Source organism: Alkalicoccus daliensis, from assembly GCF_900103955.1.
In the GTDB taxonomy this organism is placed as follows: domain Bacteria; phylum Bacillota; class Bacilli; order Bacillales; family Salisediminibacteriaceae; genus Alkalicoccus; species Alkalicoccus daliensis.
The window spans coordinates 18233-38848 of the sequence record NZ_FNIL01000016.1 but is presented as its reverse complement, the minus strand read 5'-3'; the positions used below and the strand labels follow the sequence as shown (position 1 = coordinate 38848).

18 protein-coding genes are annotated in these 20616 nt (G+C 43.4%); 10 read left to right on the top strand and 8 right to left on the bottom strand.

Annotated elements, in window-relative coordinates; translation table 11 throughout:
* Position 1 precedes the first annotated feature (1 nt).
* Together BLP92_RS16490 and BLP92_RS16485 are read left to right on the top strand one after the other, a co-directional pair.
* Positions 2 to 358, top strand: coding sequence for a response regulator transcription factor (locus tag BLP92_RS16490; protein ID WP_090844081.1), 357 nt, complete (start codon positions 2 to 4; stop codon positions 356 to 358).
* Positions 355 to 3189, top strand: coding sequence for an ATP-binding protein (locus tag BLP92_RS16485; RefSeq protein ID WP_090844079.1), 2835 nt, complete (start codon positions 355 to 357; stop codon positions 3187 to 3189). Before BLP92_RS16490 ends, BLP92_RS16485 begins: the two co-directional genes overlap by 4 nt.
* A gap of 66 nt (positions 3190 to 3255) precedes the next feature.
* On the opposite strand, the gene queF is transcribed toward BLP92_RS16485, so the two are convergent.
* Positions 3256 to 3744 (bottom strand): preQ(1) synthase, encoded by a 489-nt coding sequence (gene queF, locus BLP92_RS16480; protein WP_090844078.1) that lies wholly within the window; start codon positions 3742 to 3744, stop codon positions 3256 to 3258.
* Between the two features lie 744 nt (positions 3745 to 4488).
* On the opposite strand from queF, the gene fdhD reads away from it, so the two are divergent.
* The 3 genes from fdhD to BLP92_RS16465 all read left to right on the top strand — a co-directional run bounded on the left by fdhD (position 4489) and on the right by BLP92_RS16465 (position 8417).
* Complete coding sequence (gene fdhD, locus BLP92_RS16475; protein WP_090844076.1) at positions 4489 to 5301, top strand: formate dehydrogenase accessory sulfurtransferase FdhD; 813 nt, start codon at positions 4489 to 4491, stop codon at positions 5299 to 5301.
* Between the two features lie 224 nt (positions 5302 to 5525).
* Complete coding sequence (locus BLP92_RS16470) at positions 5526 to 6719, top strand: class I SAM-dependent rRNA methyltransferase (protein WP_090844074.1); 1194 nt, start codon at positions 5526 to 5528, stop codon at positions 6717 to 6719.
* Positions 6720 to 6776: 57 nt separating this feature from the next.
* Positions 6777 to 8417: a glutamine--tRNA ligase/YqeY domain fusion protein gene (locus tag BLP92_RS16465; protein ID WP_090844073.1), complete on the top strand. Its 1641-nt coding sequence runs from the start codon at positions 6777 to 6779 to the stop codon at positions 8415 to 8417.
* 103 nt (positions 8418 to 8520) lie between these two features.
* On the opposite strand, the gene BLP92_RS16460 is transcribed toward BLP92_RS16465, so the two are convergent.
* From BLP92_RS16460 to BLP92_RS16440, 5 genes are all read right to left on the bottom strand, one after another.
* Positions 8521 to 8745: a hypothetical protein gene (locus BLP92_RS16460; protein ID WP_090844071.1), complete on the bottom strand. Its 225-nt coding sequence runs from the start codon at positions 8743 to 8745 to the stop codon at positions 8521 to 8523.
* 244 nt (positions 8746 to 8989) lie between these two features.
* The gene (locus BLP92_RS16455) at positions 8990 to 9655 is read right to left on the bottom strand and encodes a type 1 glutamine amidotransferase domain-containing protein (RefSeq protein ID WP_090844069.1); all 666 of its coding nucleotides are present in this window, start codon (positions 9653 to 9655) and stop codon (positions 8990 to 8992) included.
* 65 nt (positions 9656 to 9720) lie between these two features.
* The gene (locus tag BLP92_RS16450) at positions 9721 to 10413 is read right to left on the bottom strand and encodes an aspartate/glutamate racemase family protein (RefSeq protein WP_280138107.1); all 693 of its coding nucleotides are present in this window, start codon (positions 10411 to 10413) and stop codon (positions 9721 to 9723) included.
* A gap of 4 nt (positions 10414 to 10417) precedes the next feature.
* The gene (locus BLP92_RS16445) at positions 10418 to 10765 is read right to left on the bottom strand and encodes a PilZ domain-containing protein (RefSeq protein WP_090844065.1); all 348 of its coding nucleotides are present in this window, start codon (positions 10763 to 10765) and stop codon (positions 10418 to 10420) included.
* Positions 10766 to 10829: 64 nt separating this feature from the next.
* Positions 10830 to 12008, bottom strand: a complete 1179-nt coding sequence (locus tag BLP92_RS16440) for a M20 family metallopeptidase (RefSeq protein WP_090844153.1) — start codon at positions 12006 to 12008, stop codon at positions 10830 to 10832.
* Positions 12009 to 12166: 158 nt separating this feature from the next.
* Here BLP92_RS16440 and BLP92_RS16435 point away from each other — a divergent pair, with 158 nt between their 5' ends.
* From BLP92_RS16435 to BLP92_RS16415, 5 genes are all read left to right on the top strand, one after another.
* A complete protein-coding gene (locus tag BLP92_RS16435; RefSeq protein WP_090844150.1) occupies positions 12167 to 13624 on the top strand; it encodes a circularly permuted type 2 ATP-grasp protein in 1458 nt (485 codons plus the stop codon).
* Positions 13617 to 14567: an alpha-E domain-containing protein gene (locus BLP92_RS16430; RefSeq protein WP_090844063.1), complete on the top strand. Its 951-nt coding sequence runs from the start codon at positions 13617 to 13619 to the stop codon at positions 14565 to 14567. Before BLP92_RS16435 ends, BLP92_RS16430 begins: the two co-directional genes overlap by 8 nt.
* Positions 14568 to 14592: 25 nt before the next feature.
* Positions 14593 to 15465 (top strand): transglutaminase family protein, encoded by an 873-nt coding sequence (locus BLP92_RS16425; protein WP_090844062.1) that lies wholly within the window; start codon positions 14593 to 14595, stop codon positions 15463 to 15465.
* A gap of 139 nt (positions 15466 to 15604) precedes the next feature.
* Positions 15605 to 16555 carry a type I pantothenate kinase gene (gene coaA / locus BLP92_RS16420; RefSeq protein WP_175444338.1) on the top strand — a complete coding sequence of 317 codons (951 nt, stop codon included), beginning with the start codon at positions 15605 to 15607 and terminating at the stop codon, positions 16553 to 16555.
* A gap of 28 nt (positions 16556 to 16583) precedes the next feature.
* A complete protein-coding gene (locus tag BLP92_RS16415; protein WP_090844058.1) occupies positions 16584 to 16964 on the top strand; it encodes a RidA family protein in 381 nt (126 codons plus the stop codon).
* Positions 16965 to 17078: 114 nt separating this feature from the next.
* On the opposite strand, the gene BLP92_RS16410 is transcribed toward BLP92_RS16415, so the two are convergent.
* Both BLP92_RS16410 and BLP92_RS16405 read right to left on the bottom strand, forming a co-directional pair.
* Complete coding sequence (locus BLP92_RS16410) at positions 17079 to 18428, bottom strand: YjiH family protein (RefSeq protein ID WP_090844056.1); 1350 nt, start codon at positions 18426 to 18428, stop codon at positions 17079 to 17081.
* A gap of 284 nt (positions 18429 to 18712) precedes the next feature.
* Positions 18713 to 20059: an alanine/glycine:cation symporter family protein gene (locus BLP92_RS16405; RefSeq protein ID WP_090844148.1), complete on the bottom strand. Its 1347-nt coding sequence runs from the start codon at positions 20057 to 20059 to the stop codon at positions 18713 to 18715.
* Positions 20060 to 20616: the final 557 nt, after the last annotated feature.

Genomic DNA, 20616 nt, shown 5'->3' with positions numbered 1-20616 from the left:
TATGAAAAGAATTTTAGTCGCAGACGATGAAGAAATTCTGAGAATGCTGATTGTAGATACACTGGAGGACCTTGGCTACGAAATTGAAGAAGCAGAAAATGGAGAAGAAGCGCTGACGAAGCTGCAGGCAGAAAACTACGATCTTGTTATCTTAGATTATATGATGCCTGGAAAGACCGGAATGGAAGTGCTGCAGGCGCTTTCTTCCGACATAAAAGAAAACACATACATTATTATGCTGACTGCCAAAGCGCAGGATCAGGATAAACAGCGCGCCTTGTCGGAAGGAGCCAGCTACTTTGTGGCCAAACCTTTCAGTCCGCAGGAGCTTGAAAGTCTGGTGGGCGGTATTTTATGAAAGAGGGACAGAAGAAAAAAGGCAGTATCCGCAGAGACTTTATAAGAAGAACGATTTTGTTTATTTCCGTCATTGCAGCGGTAGCACTGGCAGTAACGATTTATATTTTTATTGATCAGCAGCAGAAGATGGAGGAACAGGAAAATTTAAGCGCGCAATTAGAAGCAACGAACGACGTCAGTGATGAATTAAACCGCTTATTTTATCATTCGCGTGCTTACTTTGCGTACCGGCAGGAGAATGATTTAGCGTCTATAGATAATGTCATAGAGCGAATAGAAGTGGCTATTTCCAATTACCGGGATCGTGAATTGGAAGAATCAGAATTTATGTTTATTGAAGAACTCGAATCTTTCCTTATACGATACCAGAGTACGATTCTCCCGACAGCGTTAAGTTTTGTGGAGGAGAACGATTATGAGGGACTGCAAAATTACGGAGTCCAGGGCTCCACAGCACAGATTGATTATCTGCTGAATCAGGCTGATACATTAAGTGACCAGGCATTTGAAGAACTGCAGGATGGGTATGCAGAAGCCATGACGGAGAGCAACCGTAACATTCTTCTGGCAATGCTTCTCGGGGCACTTGGTTTTACAGCCATGATTATCGGCTCTCTGCGTATGCTGAATAAACTGGTGGAACCTATCGAGGAATTAACGCTTGCTTCAGATGATCTTGCAGAAGGAAAAGAAATGAGGCTGGAAGGATCCAATCGGAATGATGAGATTGGAGTATTGAATCTCGCCTTTAAAAACATGGTAAATACAATGCAGCGGAATGAGGAAGAGCTTACAGCACAGAATGAAGAGCTCCATGCCCAGCAGGAAATGCTGGAAGATTCCCTGGATGAAATTCAAAAGGAAAAAATGAAAATTGACCGATACAGTGAATTGAACCAGACAATGTCCACAAAGCTGGAAAAAGAAGAATTTCTCACTTCCATTTTTCAATATATTAATGAACTTTATCCGAGTGATAAAAGTATTCTTTATATGCTGGAGGACGAAGAATACCGTGCGGTCGGGATGACAGAGGAGAATATACAAAACTGGAAGAATGCCGATAAAACGGAATGGATCCAGCGCCTGCGGGAATCCTCGCATGTGTTAATTCAGCGTCCCGGGACACAAAGTGAGAGAGGTGTCGCAGACGAGGAAGTGATGGTGTACGATTACTACACTTCCATTAAAGATACCAATGACAAGATTTTCGCGATTTTTACTTCTGTTAAGATTGGTGAATCCTATACAGAAGAAGAAATGGAAGAAATTGAAGCCGTAATGAGTCATGTAGGTCTTGGGCTTGAACGTTCTGTGATTTACGAAGAAATAGCACGCTCCCGCAAGCTGAGCCAGGATATTCTTGATAATGTAAATGAAGCGATTCAGTTTGTTTCTGCAAAAGGAACGACAGTGCAGATGAACCGCTCTATGAGCCGGTTCCTGCAGAAAACAGGCGATCTGGAGCGGAGCGAATGGGAACAGAGCTTACTGGATAAAGTGGAAGACCCTGAATCGCTGCAGGATTTCTTTAATGAATTTTTAAATAATCACTATGAAGGAACCAAATCGCGCCAGTTTGAAATGACGGAAGAGAATATACGAAAAGTAATCATTGCCTACGGAACCACAGTGTATGATGAAGAAGAAAAACTGGGAACTGTATTTGTCTATCGGGATATGACAAGAGAATACGAATTAGATCAGATGAAATCAGAGCTTGTGAGCACTGTAAGTCATGAACTGCGCACGCCGCTTTCCAGTGTACTCGGGTTTACGGAACTGTTATTAACAAAAGAGCTGAAGCCGGAAAGGCAGAAACGCTACCTGTCCACCATTCACAAAGAGGCAAAAAGACTGACCAATCTTATTAACGATTTCCTTGATCTGCAGCGAATGGAAGCAGGAAGCCAGCCGTACCATATGGAAAACACCTCACTGGATGAACTGGCGATGGAAATTATTTATCAGTTTAAAAATGAAAAACATGAATTCTCTTTCATCGATGAGACAAGTTCAGCGCTTGTAAAAGCAGATCGGGAAAGGCTGCAGCAGGTGCTTACAAATCTGGTAAGCAACGCAGTAAAGTTTTCTCCGGAAGGAGGAGAGATCACACTGCATCTGCGCAATGAAGGAGAAGATATTGTCGTTGCGATCGAAGATGAAGGCTTAGGGATACCAGAGGCTTCTATATCCACGCTGTTTAATAAATTTCAGCGAATTGATCAAGGGGACAGGAAAAACATCGGCGGCACTGGTCTGGGGCTTGCCATCTGCAGAGAAATCATTGAAAGGCACGGCGGCCGAATCTGGGTGGAGTCGGTGGAGGAAAAGGGGTCTACTTTCTCTTTCCGGCTTCCAATGCAGCCGCACGATGATGCAAGGCCAAGAGTGACCCTGCCGGAAGGACATCCGGACGGAGCATCTGCAGTTATCGTAGAAGACGATGCGAGCCTGGCGCTGCTGCTGTCGGAAGAATTAAAGTCACACGGGTTTAAAGTGATTCACCACTTAAATCCGGACCACGCCTATAAAGATATATTACGTCAGCAGCCTTCCGCGGTAGTGGTCGACCTCATGCTGGGAGACACAGTGGACGGATGGGATCTGGTACAGCGCCTGAAGGAAAATGCAGAAACACAGGATATCCCAATAGTAATATCTTCTGCCTTGGACAGATCTGATGAAAAAATGCGCCAGTACGGAATTGAGAAGTACCTGACCAAGCCGTATCCGCCGCAGGATTTATCACGGACACTGCTGAACTTCATCCAGGAGTACCGCAGCCACAAAGGAGATATTTTGTTTCCGGCAGAGGAAGAAATCTAAATCCTTTTTAAGGGAAATTTACGCAAAAAAAACCAGCAGCTTTGCGAAGCTGCTGGTTTTTTAGTTTTAACGGTGATCTATATTTTCCGGATAAATATCATGCTGCATTAAACGGTGTTCCGCCATTTTTTCGTATTTCGTGCCCGGCTGACCATAGTTTACATAAGGGTCAATAGAAATGCCGCCGCGTGGTGTAAATTTACCCAGCACCTCAATGTAACGGGGTCCCATTAATTCAACCAGGTCATTTAAAATAGTATTCATACAGTCTTCATGAAAATCTCCATGATTGCGGAAGCTGAACAGATAAAGCTTCAGCGACTTGCTCTCTACCATTTTTTCACCGGGAATATAGCTGATGTAAATTGTAGCAAAGTCAGGCTGCCCGGTTTTTGGACAGAGACTTGTAAATTCTGGACAGTTGAACTTCACAAAATAGTCACGGTACTGGTGACGGTTTTCAAAAGCTTCTAAAATCGATGGATCATAGTCCATTTTATATTCTACATTTGTATTTCCAAGCAGGTTCACTTCTTCTTCGCGATTATGTGCCATAAGAAATCGTTCCTTTCTAATATAAAAACTTCTCACCTATCTTATCGCTTTTTCCTGAAAATTAAAAGCAGCACTGTTTTCTTCCAGCTGTCACCTATTTAAAACAGAAAAACTAAGCGGCAGGCAGAAACCAAAAATTCGATGCAAAAGCTTTTTGTAAAGGCTTTCTTTCATGCTACACTTATAAAGTGAAGAGCGAAGCCGCCTATGAAGCTATAAAGGCTTTCCTGCAGACACAGAAACTGCTCTGCTGGGGAACAAAGAGAAGGACGCCGAGAGTAGAACGCAATTAGAACCACCTTTATTTTTATAGAAGTTAAACCTCAGCTGGAATTTAAAAAATACATAAATTAACAGAGACACTCATGCAAAATTTTTGCACCATGAATTATGAAAATTAATATTGCTGTGTAACGAAGGAGAGGACGTCCAAAGGATGAGCGCAGTTGGAGAATCCATTTTGGCGGACGTTCTTTCCGTCAAAATTAGTCGAGAACAAGCCCTTGGGCAAGACTCTCCGAAAGTGAAGCAGTATGATTACTTCTTTTTAGTAAAACTTTTATTTTCAAGGTAGACCTTCATGTAATAAAACTGCACCATGAAAGATGAAAATTAACACTGCTTTGGAACGAAGGAGAGAACAAGCCCTTGGGTAGGCCTCTCCGAAAGTATATTAGCAGTATTACTTCTTTTTGAAGAAACTTTTATTTTCTAGGCAGCATTCAAAGAATGGGGATGAGTTTCATGATCGATCATGAAAAATTACAGGCAGAATCAGTGCGAAACAAGCGAACAATAAAAACATACAACGAGGCAGGATGGGAACAGCCGAAGGATTTTGTAGCGGTGGAAGCACCACTGACAATGTACGTAAATGGGGAAGAATTCGCTACACTTTTATGCACGCCCTCTTATATAGAAGATATGGCTTACGGTTTTTTATTATCTGAAGGTATTATCAGAAAAGCATCTGACGTGACCTCTTTAAACATTTCGGAAGAAAAAGGGCTCGTCTATGCAGAGCTTACAGAAATGCGCCCGCTGGACCGGCTCGGGGTATCGAAGCGGGTCATTGGCTCCTGCTGCGGCAAAAGCAGGCAGTTTTACTTTGAAAATGACCGCAGAACTGCAAAAACAGTCACAACAGATGTGACGATTACGCCGCAGCAGATCATGGCGAGAATGCGGGATATGCAGGAAAACTCCCAGGACTTTCACGATACCGGCGGGCTCCATAATGTGGGTATCGCTACGCCGGAGGAACTGCTGTTAACACGGTCGGATATCGGCCGGCATAACGGGCTCGATAAAGTCTTTGGCTACTGCGTCCGAAATAAAGTGAAGCTTCGGGATAAAGTAATTGTTTTCAGCGGACGTCTGTCTTCAGAGGTGCTGTTAAAAGTGTCTAAAATAGGTGTAGGAGTTGTATTGTCCAAATCTGCACCTACAACACTGGCACTGGATCTCGCAGAGGATCTCGGTATTACAGCCGTTGGATTTATCCGCAAGAACCGTTTTAATGTCTACACCCATCCAGAGCGCATCGTCGAAGACTGAGTTGCAATCTTTTTTGGTCTATGATAATTTTATAGAAGTTTAAAAAGCAGGAGGATGGCGCGATATGATGAATGCCCGCCTACAACTTCAACAACAGAACTAGCTCTGCCTTTTCGATTTTAAAAAAGCGAAAAAGGGAGAGCTATTTCACATGGAACCGCAGTGATGAATCAACAAACGTTGGGATCGATGCGGTTTTTTTGTGTCCGGAGGAGGAAAGATGTATGGAACTGACTACGCTGAAAATAAAGCAGAAATATAAAAAACAATATCAGGCAGGCTTTCCGCTGCTGCTCAAAGAAGCTGTCGCCAATCCGCACGTGCTGCAGGAAGAAGGACAGCTCCTGGAAGTTGTACTGGAAGACGGTACATTTATCGGCCGCGGCTACTACGGCGAGCAGAACAAAGGCGTAGGGTGGATTCTCACACAGAAAGAAAAAGAAGCAGTCGATGAAAAACTGTTTGAGAAAAAACTGATGATTGCACTTGGCAGACGCAGCGAGCTCCTTGCTTCTGAAGATACGACTGCATTCCGCATGCTGAACGGAGAAGGCGATGGGCTCGGCGGTTTAATCATCGATTACTACGACGGCTACTATCTGCTGCAATGGTACAGTGCCGGCATATATTCCTTTAAAGAAACGATTATTAACCTCCTTTTAAATTCCACTGATGCAAAAGGAATTTATGAGAAAAAACGCTTTGCAGAAGAAGGCAAGTATGTGGAAGATGAAGACTTTGTAACGGGAGAGAAGGCAGAGAGCCCGCTTCTCGTAAAAGAAAACGGTGTTACTTTTGCAGTCTACCTTAATGACGGCGCCATGACAGGCGTTTTTCTGGATCAACGGGAAGTAAGAAAAACGCTGAAGGATAAATACTCCCAAGGGAAAACGGTGCTGAATACTTTCTCTTATACGGGTGCCTTCTCTGTATTTGCGGCGCTTGGAGGAGCTTCTCATACCACAAGTATTGATGCTGCAAATCGGAGCAAAGCAAAAACAGAAGAGCAGTTCCGTGTGAACGGACTTGATCCCGCAGCGCACAGAATTATTGTGGATGATGTGTTTGCCTATTACCGCAGAGCTGCAAAACGGGAAGAAAACTACGATATTGTGATACTGGACCCGCCAAGCTTTGCCAGGACGAAAAAAACGACTTTCCGTGCCTCGAAGGATTATGGGGAACTGATAAAACAGACACTTCCTATCACAAACAGCGGAGGACTCATTATCGCTTCTACAAATCATGCAGGCTTATCCAAAAAGAAATTTCTTTCTTTTATTGACCAGGCATTTAAGGAAAACGGGCATGAATACGAAATAAAGGAATCTTATTCTCTGCCGGAGGATTTTGTTACACATTCTTCTTTTGCCGAAGGGAATTACCTGAAAGTATTTTTTATAAAAAAATTAACATAGTGCCTAGAGCAGCTTCACACGAGTAATGACACTTCAAAAACAGAAAGGTGAGTTCTTATGAGTGAAAATAATACCCATTTCATTAAGCACATCGTGACAAAGGATATGGAAGAAAAGAAATATGAAGAAGTAGTAACCAGATTTCCACCGGAACCGAACGGCTATCTTCATATCGGCCACGCAAAATCAATCGTCCTGAATTTTGAGCTCGCAGACGAGTTTCACGGCCGTACGAATTTACGCTTCGATGATACAAACCCTCTAAAAGAAGATAAAGAATATGTAGATGCAATTAAAACAGACATTGAATGGCTTGGATATGAGCCGGAAGAGCTCCGCTTTGCATCGAACTATTTTGAAGATATGTACAAGCAGGCTGTAAGCCTGATAGAAAGAGGGCTGGCTTATGTAGAGGATCTTTCCCAGGAGGAAATTCGCGAGCTCCGCGGCACACTGACCGAAGCGGGCAAAGAAAGTCCTTCCCGTACAAGAAGCATAGAAGAAAACCTGGAGCTGTTTGAACAGATGCGCCAGGGGAAATTTGCGGACGGAGAAAAAGTCCTTCGGGCGAAGATCGATATGAGTTCTCCAAATATTAATCTGCGAGATCCAATTCTTTACCGCATTTCCCATACCGAGCATCATAATACAGGTGATACTTGGTGCATTTATCCGATGTATTCTTTTGCTCATCCGCTGGAGGATGCGATTGAGGGAGTGACACATTCTCTCTGCACACTGGAATTCGAGGATCAGCGTCCGTTGTACGACTGGGTAATAGCTCATGCGAATCTGGAAAGCACACCGAAGCAGATTGAATTCGCTCGTTTGAATTTAACAAATACAGTAATGAGCAAGCGTAAGCTGAAACAGCTGGTGGATGAAAATTACGTAGACGGCTGGGACGATCCACGGATGCCGACAATCTCCGGCCTGCGCCGCCGCGGATTCACACCGGAATCCATTAAGCAGTTCTGCCGGGAAATTGGTGTCTCAAAAGCGGATAACCTCGTAGATTTCCGGATGCTGGAACATTTTCTGCGCGAAGATTTGAAGCTGAAAGCACCACGGACAATGGCAGTGCTTGATCCGATTAAAGTAATCATTACAAATTATCCGGAAGGCCACGTAGAATGGCTGCCTGCAGATATTAATCCGGAAAACGATGAAATGGGTATGCGGGAAATTCCATTCTCGAAAGAAATTTATATTGAAAGAGAAGACTTTATGGAAGACCCGCCGAAAAAATATTTCCGTCTCTTCCCAGGAAACGAAGTCCGCATTAAGCATGCATACTTCATTAAGTGCCATGATTTCGTGAAAGATGAAAATGGTAAAATCACAGAGCTTCACTGTACGTATGATCCGGAAACAAAGAGCGGCTCCGGCTTTAACGCACGTAAAGTTAAAGGAACGCTGCACTATGTAGAAGCTTCCCAGGCGGTGCCTGCAGAATTCCGTCTGTATGATTCGCTGATCGATGATGAAGCTGAAGGGAACAACTTCCTTGATCATGTAAATGAAGCATCGCTTACTGTACAGCATGGATTTGTAGAGCCGAATATGAAAGAGGCAGCGCCAAATGACAAATTTCAGTTTTTCCGACACGGCTACTTCAATGTAGATCCGCAGGACAGTACAGAAGAAAAGCTCATATTTAACCGCATCGTTGGATTGAAGAGTTCTTTTAAACTTTAAGCACAACTTCTTTGAATATTAACTTTATTAAAATCTGGTAGTGTTATAAGGATTGTAATAATTTCAAACAAAAAAGGCCTGCTTTCTCTAAGTGAGCAGGTCTTTACAGGCTGTTGAAAAGTAATTTTTCTGTATAAGTATACGGTTCTATGCTTTTGTCTCCGAAGGCACGCTTTCCGGAGGGAACTCTCTCAGCTAATCTGCCTTTGGCAGATGGATCTTCGAATCGTTCTAATTCCTCCTGGAGTCGGCCTTCTGCGACTGCAGCATGTATGTAATAGACATAGATTTTTTTAGGGGAAGCAACAATATACAAGAAGTATTCCATAAATACAATTTATCTCCGAAGCGTCCGGCGGGGACGCCTGTGGGGTTCAAGCGCAGTTTGAAGATCCTTTGGAATGCCGGCAGGCATTTCAAATAGCTGAAGACAAGCCCCAAGGCAAGCTTCCGCCGAGAAGCGAAGGAGAACCTATACAGAAAAAATCATAAATATACATGCTTTCTTGCTTTATAAACAAACTGAAAAGGCCTGCTCTCTCTATAAGGGAGCAGGCCTTTATTATAAGTTATTATTTTCCTTCTACAGCTTCAATTACTTTGTCCGCAACACCCTGGCTGGACATAGGATTCTGTCCTGTCACAAGGTTACCGTCACGTACAGAAAATTCGCTCCAGTTGTCACCTTTTTCAATAATTGCGCCCTTTTCCTTTAACGTAGATTCCAGAAGGAATGGCACTGCATTTTCAAGACCCATCTCACGCTCTTCTTCGTCAGTAAAGGCACTTACTTTTTTATCCTTTACGAGCGGTGTACCGTCAGTATAAGTGACATGTACAAGGGCGGAAGGACCATGACATACAGAACCGATGACTTTATCATTCTCTGCATGGGCGCGAATCACACGCTGCAGTAAAAGATTGTCCGGGAAGTCGAATACAGTACCGTGGCCGCCGGGAAGATAAACAGCATCATAATCAGCTTTCACATCATCTTCAGACAGCTTTTCTGTATTCGCAAGTTTCGACTGCGCTTCCTGCCAAGTCAGATTTTCGTCTTCCGGAAGACTGTTGGGATCAAGCGGTACCTGACCGCCTTCTATACTTTTTACGATGACATCATATCCTTTACGTACAAAACTCACATAAGGAGCTGCATACTCTTCTAACCAGAGCCCCGTATCATTATCGCCGATTTTATCTGCGCTTGTTACTACAATTAATACTTTTTTCGTCATGAATGAAACCTCCTTCAAATTCGTTCACTTACTACAAGTAAGCAAATTCCCCTTTTAAGAAAAGGTTAAACATGCCCAGACACAAAATCTGTTATCTGCTGAATGTGTGCCTGTGTGGAAGAAATAACAGGCATCCCTGCATCCTTTACATGCAGCAGATCAAGTTCTGTACAGCCGAAAATGACTGCATCAACCTGCTGGGATGCTGCTGCGTCTCCGAGTAAATCTGTAACCCACTGCTGCGCCTGCGGAGTTACGTTTCCTCTGCAAAGTTCTCCGAAAATCAGCTGATGGAGTTTTTCCTGGTCTGCCTGCTGCGGAAGAGCAATCTCAATTCCATGAGCTGCAAATTCATTCTGATAAAACCCTGCCTGCATTGTAAAAGCGGTACCGAGCAGGAAAGGTCTTTTTATCCCGGGAGGCAGGGACGCCTTGACAGCATCTACGATAGAAAGCATCGGGACCTGGAGCTGGCTGCGAATATAATGTGTTTCTTTGTGTACAGTGTTGGAGCAGAAAGCGACTGCTTCTGCGCCGGATCTCTCCAGTGCCTGCCCTGCCTCTGCCATCATTGCTCCAACAGACTTCCAGTCTCCAGCCTCCTGATAAGCAATCAGCTCGTGAAAAGGTATGGAATAAATCAAGCAGGGGGCCGTATGGTTCGGACCCAGAACTTCCGCTGCTTTCTGCTGTATCCGGCTGTAGTACTGCATTGTAGTTTCCCAGCTCATTCCTCCCACAAGGCCTATTTTCCGCATTTTGTTATTTCTTTGCATAAAGCTTCAATGCTTTCAGGATGTCTTTTGCTTCTGCTTCGCTTGTGAAATCTACGCCGTATAAATATTCTTTGCCGCTGGAGCGCTTCCAGACAATTTCTCCGACAGGCTGCAGCGTCATTTCCGCGATGATAAATTCAAAAGTCAGTTCACATTTCTCCGGCAGATCAAATGAGGTTTTCATCCGGAGGCCGCCGGGGCTGATGTTAATTAACACGCCTTTTCCACTTTTGGAGTGAGATTCCCTGCCACTCACTTTACTGATATAAAAGCTTGTATCATGCGGAATTCTAAATTCATAGCGGAATGGTTCGTGCCTTTTGTGTGTGGGCATAATTCAGTCATCCTCCTCCGGATCTTTAACCATATTATATTCATTATGGGGAAAAATGGATATATTAATTCATAGATAAAACGCCTTGAAATTCCTGCTTTATTTTTGCACGCATATCTGGATTTTGTGTTATATCCAATGCGGTCAGTGCGAGTGCTTTGGCACCGAGCATCATTCCAGCAAAACCTTCCTCGCTCAGGGCAGCATCCCGGAACTCCACTGTGTGCGGTGTAAGAGGTTTGGAAGTGATTTTAATATAAGGATGAATAGAAGGACACCGCTGACTTACATTTCCCATATCAAGAGAGCCACTGCCACTTTCCTGTTCATAAATTTCCTCTGCCGGAACACCGAGGGCCAGGAGCTGCTTGGTAAATAAATCAGACAGTGCAGCGTTTGTACGCATATCGTCATAGGAATACTCATAATTATTGATTTCCAGCTGTGCACCTGTAGCAAGAGCTGCAGCACGCGCACAATTTTTTACTTTCTCAGCAACCGGATTGACTGTCTGCCGGGAATCGGCACGTACATAAAATTGCGCAGAAGCAAACTCCGGTACAACGTTTGCAGCGGAGCCGCCATTAGGAATGATCCCATGAATCCGCACATCATCTGTCACATGCTGCCGAAGGGCATTGATACTTTGGAAGGTCTGAAGCACTGCATCCAGTGCATTAATACCTTCCTCAGGAGCCGCGGCTGCATGGGCAGTTTTTCCATAAAAAGAAAACTCCAGCGCGTCCATCGCTAAAGAGGTACCGCTTTTTACAAATTCGGACGATGGGTGGGCCATTAAAGCCGCGTCAAGATGATCAAATATGCCGTCTTCCGCCATTGTCACTTTTGCGCCGTTCGTCTCTTCCGCAGGCGTGCCGTACACATATACACTGCCGCCGACTTCATCGAGCACGGCCGCGTAGCCGATTGCAGCCGCTATTCCCTGGGTGCCGATCAAGTTGTGTCCACACGCGTGGCCGATACCGGGGAGGGCATCATACTCACACATGAATCCGATTTCTGCACCCGGTTTTCCTGACGACTTTACAGCAATAAACGCTGTTTCAGGCTGGTTTTCAACATTGTTGTTTACTTCAAATCCATGTGCTTTCAATGTATCAGAAAGAAGGCTGCTTGCCTGAAATTCTTCGTTTCCCAGTTCCGGATGGTGTCCAATAAACTGACTGACTTCAAAAAAAGTCTCCTGGTTTGCATCTATATGCTGCTGAATTATTTCCTTCATAAATTTTTCTCTTCCCTTCATCATTTCTATTCCATTACTTTATCGCACGCTCTTTGTATGTACAACCAATCAGCCAGATATTAGTAGGAGAAAGAATAAAAGATGTGTATAATAAAAGAAAGAAAATTCAAAATTTTATAGTGAAAGAGGCGATAAGTATGCTCCAGAACTACCAGACTTCCACTTTTTATGATGAGATGATGGAGAATGCGAAAAAAGCTCGTCCTCATTATGAAAAATTTCACCAGATTCTGCACCAGATGACAAAAGAAGAGCTGCATGAAAAGCATGAAACTGCCCAGCTGAGCTTTTTAAGACAGGGGATTACTTTTACTGTCTATCATGAAGAAGGCGGCACTGAAAGAACAATGCCCTTTGACCTCGTGCCCATTATTATTCCGGATGATCAGTGGAAGGATATTGAGGCAGGAATAAAACAGCGGGTCAAAGCATTGAATTACTTTTTGGAAGACGTATATAACGGACAAAAAATATTAAAAGATAATATTATCCCCCGAGAGTTTGTGGAACAAAATCAGTATTATTATGAAGAGCAGGCAGCAGGCATAGTAATGCCGCATAAAAACCACATTTTCCTTGCCGGCATTGATCTTATCCGTGACGACAATGGGGTTTACCGGGTGCTTGAAGATAATCTGCGCAACCCCTCCGGCCTTTCCTACGTATTTCAGAACCGTTTTGTAATGCGGAAAGTATTTCCTGAATTTTTCTTTGAGCATGCGATTAAAACACTGGAGCACCAGATGCTGCATCTGCACTCCGCACTGTTAAGCCATATTCCAGCAAATGCGAAGGAACAGGACAATCCTACAGCAGTGCTGCTTACTCCCGGCATGTATAACTCTGCTTACTACGATCACGTCTTTCTGGCCCAGCAGATGGGAATTGAGCTTGTAGAAGGGCAGGACCTGCTTGTAAAAGGTGACGTAGTATATATGAAAACAATGCGCGGCCTGCAGCGGGTGGATATTATTTACCGCCGGATTGATGATGATTTTATCGATCCGAAAGAATTTCGTGAAGATTCAGCACTGGGAGTGGCAGGTTTAATGAAAGCGGTCAGGAAAGAAAACGTGGCACTCGTAAACGGCGTGGGCAATGGAGTGGCAGATGATAAAGCAATCTATGCTTTCGTGCCGGACATGATCCGTTATTACCTTGGAGAAGAACCGCTCCTTCCAAACGTAGATACTTACTTTTTAAGCGATCCCGAAGTAAGAAAAGATGTGTTAAGCAGACTGCCCGAGCTTGTCGTAAAAAATGTCGGTGCTTCCGGCGGATATGACATGCTGATTGGACCGCAGGCGACGGAAGAAGAAATTGAGCTGTTCAAACAAAAAATAGAGGAAACACCGGAGCAGTATATTGCACAGCCGACGATACAGCTTTCGAGAGCCCCTGCTTTTCAAAAAGAACGCTTCTATCCCTGCCATGTAGACCTCCGGGTATATGCCATAGGCAGTGATCATGTCCACGTTATGCCTGGAGGCCTCTCCAGAGTAGCTTTAAAAGAAGGATCTCTTGTAGTGAACTCTTCCCAGGGGGGCGGAGGTAAAGATACCTGGGTGCTGAAGGAGAGTGATCAGTATGCTTAGCCGCGTAGCTTCAAGTTTATTCTGGATGGCACGCAACATTGAACGGGCGGAAAGTAATGCCCGGGTACTCGAGTCCCGTCTGATCAATGCACTGGAAATTTCCGATTATGGTATTGTAGCTGATCAGGAATGGGAAGCAGTATTGGAAATCTGTGCCTCGGCAGATGATTATAAGGCGAAACATAAAGAGTACGAACCCAAGCTTGTTTCTTATTATTTATCTTTTGACCGTGATAATATAAACTCTATTATCAACTGTCTTGAAAATGCCCGCGCCAATGCAAGAGCGGTAAGAGACAATATACCGGAAGAACTGTGGGAAGTGTTAAACGAACACTATATTTCTTTCCAGTCAGAGCAATTTTCCAACTGGAGTACAAAGCAGGTGCATACCTTCCTGCAGGAAGTGAAATTGCTTTCGCTTGCCCTGCAGGGAATTATTGAATCCAGTATGCTGCGGGAAGAGGCTTATTATTTCATTAAAGTGGGAAAATGGTTAGAGCGTGCAGAAAAAACTGCCAGAATATTAAATGTGACTTGCGAAAAGACACTGGAAGCCGAAGAAGAAACGCATACGGATCACTATTATTACTGGCTGAGCGCCCTGCAGTTTGCGAATGGATACAGTGCTTATTTAAAAAGATATCCTCCTACGATGCAGCCAAGGCACGTACTATCGTTTTTAATCTCACATGAACAGTTTCCGCGTTCGATAGAATATTGTATTGAACATGTCAAAGAAGTAGTAATGAAGCTGGAAGATGGACAGGTTTCACATTATTCCGAAGATCTTTTCAGCGCGCTGGATAATGTGACGAACGAATTTATGAAAATTAAATTCAAAGAGATGTCCACGAAAGAAATGGGACCGTTTCTCGACAGGTTCCAAAACGACTGCAACCGCATTAGTTCAGTTTTTGCCAATACCTATTATTTTGCATAATAATACATCATCAGAGGTGGGAACTATGAAATATCAAATTGATCATGTGAATGAATTTAACTACGAAACGCTCGTAGACCAAAGCTTAAACCGTATCCGCCTGAAGCCGAGAACGGATGAGTGCCAGCGGCTGCTTTCCTATCAGCCGGAGATTACCCCTGTATCCATGACGAAAGAGCACACAGATATATGGGGGAATACCGTCGAAACATTTTTTATTGCCGAACCGCACCAGAAGCTGACGGTAAAAACAAAATCAATTGTAAGCATACAAAAAAGTCCGTTTATCCGGATGGTCGATTATTCTGATGGAATGCGGAAAATTTATGAATCAGATCTTTTTCATAAGCACTACCTCGCGTTTTTAGCTGATACAGAGTCCACCTATATTAAAAAAGCACAGCTGGAAGAATTAAATAATGAGATAGGAATCATAGAAAATCCGGTAGAATATGCGCTTGCTGCGATGAACTATATTTACAACCGGTTTACCTACGATGGAAATGCAACTGTTGTGGAAACAAAAGCATGTGATGCGTTTGATTTAAAACGCGGCGTATGTCAGGACTTAACCAACGTCATGCTGGGAGTGCTGAGAGCACGTAAAATTCCAGCCCGTTATGTCAGTGGATATTTATACGTAGGAGAAGATTCTGCCCTCGTCGGAGATTCTGCCACGCATGCATGGGTGGAAATGATGGTACCTGGCATCGGATGGGTAGGACTGGATCCTACAAACAATCTGGAAGCACTGGAACAGCACATTCGTGTCGGAGTAGGAAGAGACTACCTGGATACGAGTCCGGTAGAAGGAGTCTATCGGGGTGGCCAGCATACACTTGATGTCAGTGTCAGTGTCCAGCTGCTTGAACAGAATGAAACATCCGTTTTCATTTAAAGACTGGATATTTCGAATGCAGAAAGATATAATCAGGAAAGCGATTACAATAAAACATTCGTAAATACTGGTCATCAGCCGTGAAAATGTGAGAAAATACGGCGAACAGTGATTTTTGAACAAGGGATGGTACATGATGATGAAAGTAACTGAAAACGTTACGCCGTTTACTACATTTACACGAGATGAATGGGCGGCCCTGCGCGAATCTTATCCGATGGAAGTATCAGCAGAAGAAATTGATAAGCTCAAAGGTGTGAACGATGTATTAAATATGGAGGAGATAGCAGATATCTATCTTCCGTTAACCCGGCTTATTCACCTGCACGCGATTGCTTCCCAGGAATTATACCGCAGCCGCTCTATTTTTCTGCAGAATCAGGAAAAAAAGGTCCCATATATAATTGGAATTGCAGGGAGTGTTGCAGTTGGCAAAAGTACGCTTGCCAGAGTGCTGCACACTCTTCTTTCGCGTTGGGACCGGCATCCCCGGGTAGACCTGGTAACAACGGATGGCTTCTTATACCCAAACGAAGAGCTTGAAAAAAGAGGAATTATGAACAAAAAAGGGTTTCCGGAAAGTTACAACGTGCAGGCGCTGCTTGAGTTTCTCGCAGCACTGAAATCCGGCAAGCCGCAGGTGGAAGCTCCCGTGTATTCCCACCTCACCTATGATGTGCTGCCGGAGGAAACACAGCTTGTAGAACAGCCGGATATCGTGATCATCGAAGGAATTAATGTACTTCAGCCGCCGAGAAGACAGGTGGAAGAAGAGGAGCAGGAAGTGGCAGTATCCGACTACTTTGATTTTTCCATTTATGTAGATGCAGATGAAGAAGATATTTTTAAATGGTATGTTGAGCGGTTCAAAAAGCTGCGGGAAACAGCTTTTCGTAATCCACATTCCTATTTCCGCAAGTATGCCGATCTGAATGACGAAGAAGCATATGATTTTGCAAAAGATATCTGGGACCGCATCAACCATAAAAATTTAACAGAAAATATCCGCCCGACGAAAAACAGAGCAGATTTAATCCTGCGAAAAGGCGGACACCACTTGGTAAATCAAATTAAAATGCGTAAAATATAAGTAACGCTTGCTTAGGAGGAATAGACAGATGACTAAAAAAATTATTCATACGAATATGGCACCGGAAGCAATTGGTCCTTATTCACAGGCAGTAGAAGTAAATGGATTTGTATACACTTCCGGCCAGATTGGCCTTGATCCTGAAACAGGGGAAATGACTAAAGGAGTGGAAGCACAGGCACATCAGGTCATGAAAAATGTATCTTCTATTTTGAAGGCTGCAGGTCTGGATAACAGTAAAATCGTTAAAGCAATGATTTTCCTGCAGGATATGGAAGATTTCAGCCTAGTAAACGATATTTATGCTTCCTATTTAACAGAGCCATACCCTGCAAGAAGCGCAGTAGAAATCTCCAAAATGCCTAAAGGGGCGCTTGTAGAGGTAGAAGTCATTGCTGTAAAAGAATAAACACGCGCATAAAAAAACTTCCCAAGATGTGTCATCTCGGGAAGCTTTTTTAATGAAAGGCGCTCCATTCACTTTGAAAGTATATTGATTAAATTACCTCGAAGCGGCAAAGGATTAAAAAATAAGGTGCGCGATCATTACAATAATTGGCAGAGAAATAAGCGTACGTTCCAGGAAAATAATCAATAAATCAAGGAACGATACCGGTATCTTGGAGCCCAGCAGTACACCGCCGACTTCGGATAGGAAGATAAGCTGTGTCACCGAAACACAGGCAATAATAAAACGAGTCATATCACTTTCAATGCCTGCTGCAAATACTGCAGGAAGGAACATGTCAGCAAAGCCGACCACCATCGTTGCAGATGCTTCCGCCGCTTCCGGAACCTGCATTAACTGCAGGATCGGTACGAAAGGAGCACCGAGCCAGGAAAATAACGGAGTGAATTCTGCAAGTATCGTAGCAATTGTTCCAAACGCCATAATAATAGGAGCAATAGCCAGCCACATTTCGAGAACAGTTTTTCCTCCCTGAGAAAAAAAGCTGCCTGCGCTTTTATTTTTCGCTGCCCGCTGTATAGCAAGGTCGTATCCGTAACGGACAAGACCAAAGCTTTTTCCGCGGTAGCTTTCCGGCAGCGTTTCATCCAGCTGATTTTCCTGTCCGTTTGCGTATTGATTTGATTTTCTGGAAAGCGGCGGAATTCTTGGCATGATCAGCGCAGTAATAAAACCAGCTGCGATCACCGTGCCATAAAATTGAAAGAACATGTCCTGTAATTCCACATATTCAATAATGACGAGTGCAAAGGTAATCGACACGACCGAAAAGGTGGTTCCGATTACCGCAGCTTCCCGCTGCGAATAGTAGCCTTCCTGATACTGTTTATCTGTAAGTATGACCCCGATCGTCCCATCTCCAAGCCAGGAGGTAAGGGAATCAATAGAAGATCGTCCGGGAAGTGTAAATAAAGGACGCATGATTTTTGTGAGCAATCCCCCGAAAAATTCAAGCAGCCCAAAGTTGAGCAGCAGCGGAAGGAATAACCCCGCAAAAAAGAAAATCGTAAACAAGGTAGGAAGAAGCTCTCCGAAAAGCAGCCCACCCGTATTTTCACTCCATACAAATTCCGGGCCTATCTGAAAGTAGGTCATGAGAGCAAGCACCGAAGCAATTAGCCGCACGGCAAACCAAAAATAGGAAACATCAAACAGTCTGCTTAAAAATGTATTATTTACCATAGAAGCAGGCCGCACAAATTTTTGCACTGCACTTCCGATAAAACTGGCTAAAATTATGACGATCAATAAAATAGGGAGCGCATTTCCAAGCAGATCCTGCGCATAGCTGGATAGAACTGCAATTGGAATAGTGAAACCTTCTCCCGTAGGTATGGGTGTCATAAATAAAAGGACACCGAGTAAAGAGAATACTATAAATTTAATAGGCGAACGTTCATTCATCTGTATCAGCTCTTTCTTGTTGTTATATTTATTCACAGAAATTCATTTTAATAGATAACGAACAGGAAATCAATCTTAATTATTAAAAAAATTACTTCCCAGCAGTGTGAATAGAATAGAAAATGATAAATCCGCTTGATGTAGAGCTTTAAGAGACATGTTTACTTTGTATTAAGAATATTCAGTAAATAATAAAGCGCTTACATAATTAATCAAAGAAGCAGCCGCCACACAGAAAATAAAATCCGGGACGGCTCTTCCATACATAATTTTTGTATATTTATTTATCTGCTTTGCAGATCTCTTTCTTTTTCTGCCCGGGCTACTTTCAGGAACTTGTTCGTTTCTGCAACGACTACGCCGGAAAGTCCAAGGAGACCAATTAAGTTTGGAATTGCCATTAAACCGTTCATAACATCTGCAAGCGCCCAAACAAGGTTCAGTTCCGCAATTGCACCGAAGAAGATAGCAATTACAAATGCTCCGCGGTAGTAAGGGATGAATTTATCATCAAAAAGATATCCAAAACATTTTTCGCCGTAGTAGGACCACCCGAGAATGGTGGAGAAGGCGAAGAAAACAATACCGATAGCAACAATTGTACCTCCGATGCCTCCAAGGAAGAAGTCAAAAGTAGCGGAAGTTAATGCTGCACCCTCCGGTCCGCCAATATACATATCACCCATAACAATAACGATACCTGTAATCGAACAGACGATAATCGTATCAATAAACACCTGGGTCATAGAAACAAGCGCCTGGCGCCCCGGATAGTCTGTACGCGCAGCGGCAGCAGCAATTGGAGCAGAACCAAGTCCAGCTTCGTTGGAGAATACGCCACGCGCTACACCCCAGCGGATAACAGCACCGATAGCACCACCAGCCACAGCTTCTCCGGTGAAAGCATCAGTAAAGATAAATCCGACTGCAGCAGGGACGAGTTCCCAGTTTGCTATCATAATAACAATACCTGCAATTACATAAAATAAAGCCATAAACGGAACAATATAAGCTGTCACGCGTCCGATCGTACGGATGCCGCCGAGAATAACAAGCCCAGCTAACACAGTTAACACAATACCTGTTATATATACATTTACGTTAAAAGATTCATTCAGCGCATCAGATACAGAGTTGGACTGTACCATGTTTCCAATTCCGAAAGCAGCAAACGCACCAAAGATGGCGAAAAGTACTGCAAGCCATTTTAATCCGAGCCCTTTCTCTATGTAATACATTGGACCACCGGAAAAATTTCCTCTGCTGTTTTTCTCGCGGTATTTTACTGCGAGAATGGCCTCGGCATATTTGGTAGCCATTCCGAATAATGCACTAATCCACATCCAGAAAACGGCCCCTGGTCCACCAAGCACCACTGCGGTAGCAACCCCGGCAATGTTACCAGTTCCGATTGTTGCAGCAAGAGCAGTTGTCAGTGCTTCGAAGTGACTGATGTCACCCTCTGATTTCTTATCCTGTTTACTTGGACTGAAAGCAAGCTTCAAACCATAAAAAAGCGTCCGAAATTGAAGAAATCCTAATCGAATGGTTAAAAATAATCCTGTACCTACAATTAACACGAGCGTCGGAACGCCCCATACGACATCACTAATCGCACCTAAAATATTCATGAACCAATCCTGCACAAAAACTACCCCCTTTTTATATGTATGTTCTCATTATATTCCGAAAAATTAGAATTAAAAAGCAGGAATTTCAAAATTGTGAACTTTATGTGAAAAAAATTAGTCAGTAAACAGAAAATATATTGAAATAACTAGCTTTAATGAAGGAAAAAATATTGTAAAAAAATCTTACATCTATAAAATACAGAATATTCCGGCAAAATCAAGATGGAATTATGGATAAAATACTTTTAAAGATCATCCTGGACGTCAGGGATAGCTGAAGAATTTTTCAGCAGCAATTGAAGAAGGAACCGCAGGACCCTCTTCCTGACACCAGACTTAACAGAGACCTTCATGTAAAAAATCTGGAGCATAAAAAGAGGAAAATTATACTGCAATGTAACGAGGGAGAAGACGCACGAGCGCAGTTTGATTTCCACCTAAATTATTCGAGAACAAGCCTTTGGGTAAACCGCTCCGAAAGAGAAGCAGTATTATTGCTTCTTTTTAGCAAACCTTTTATTTTCAAAGTAGCCTTGGAAAATAAGAAAAACCTCGGG

Bases quoted from the DNA above. Each gene is read 5' to 3' on its own strand.
- BLP92_RS16490 (WP_090844081.1), top strand. From the start codon at position 2: ATGAAAAGAATTTTAGTCGCAGACGATGAAGAAATTCTGAGAATGCTG.
- BLP92_RS16485 (WP_090844079.1), top strand. From the start codon at position 355: ATGAAAGAGGGACAGAAGAAAAAAGGCAGTATCCGCAGAGACTTTATA.
- queF (WP_090844078.1), bottom strand. From the start codon at position 3,744: ATGGCACATAATCGCGAAGAAGAAGTGAACCTGCTTGGAAATACAAAT.
- fdhD (WP_090844076.1), top strand. From the start codon at position 4,489: ATGATCGATCATGAAAAATTACAGGCAGAATCAGTGCGAAACAAGCGA.
- BLP92_RS16470 (WP_090844074.1), top strand. From the start codon at position 5,526: ATGGAACTGACTACGCTGAAAATAAAGCAGAAATATAAAAAACAATAT.
- BLP92_RS16465 (WP_090844073.1), top strand. From the start codon at position 6,777: ATGAGTGAAAATAATACCCATTTCATTAAGCACATCGTGACAAAGGAT.
- BLP92_RS16460 (WP_090844071.1), bottom strand. From the start codon at position 8,745: ATGGAATACTTCTTGTATATTGTTGCTTCCCCTAAAAAAATCTATGTC.
- BLP92_RS16455 (WP_090844069.1), bottom strand. From the start codon at position 9,655: ATGACGAAAAAAGTATTAATTGTAGTAACAAGCGCAGATAAAATCGGC.
- BLP92_RS16450 (WP_280138107.1), bottom strand. From the start codon at position 10,413: ATGCGGAAAATAGGCCTTGTGGGAGGAATGAGCTGGGAAACTACAATG.
- BLP92_RS16445 (WP_090844065.1), bottom strand. From the start codon at position 10,765: ATGCCCACACACAAAAGGCACGAACCATTCCGCTATGAATTTAGAATT.
- BLP92_RS16440 (WP_090844153.1), bottom strand. From the start codon at position 12,008: ATGAAGGAAATAATTCAGCAGCATATAGATGCAAACCAGGAGACTTTT.
- BLP92_RS16435 (WP_090844150.1), top strand. From the start codon at position 12,167: ATGCTCCAGAACTACCAGACTTCCACTTTTTATGATGAGATGATGGAG.
- BLP92_RS16430 (WP_090844063.1), top strand. From the start codon at position 13,617: ATGCTTAGCCGCGTAGCTTCAAGTTTATTCTGGATGGCACGCAACATT.
- BLP92_RS16425 (WP_090844062.1), top strand. From the start codon at position 14,593: ATGAAATATCAAATTGATCATGTGAATGAATTTAACTACGAAACGCTC.
- coaA (WP_175444338.1), top strand. From the start codon at position 15,605: ATGAAAGTAACTGAAAACGTTACGCCGTTTACTACATTTACACGAGAT.
- BLP92_RS16415 (WP_090844058.1), top strand. From the start codon at position 16,584: ATGACTAAAAAAATTATTCATACGAATATGGCACCGGAAGCAATTGGT.
- BLP92_RS16410 (WP_090844056.1), bottom strand. From the start codon at position 18,428: ATGAATGAACGTTCGCCTATTAAATTTATAGTATTCTCTTTACTCGGT.
- BLP92_RS16405 (WP_090844148.1), bottom strand. From the start codon at position 20,059: ATGAATATTTTAGGTGCGATTAGTGATGTCGTATGGGGCGTTCCGACG.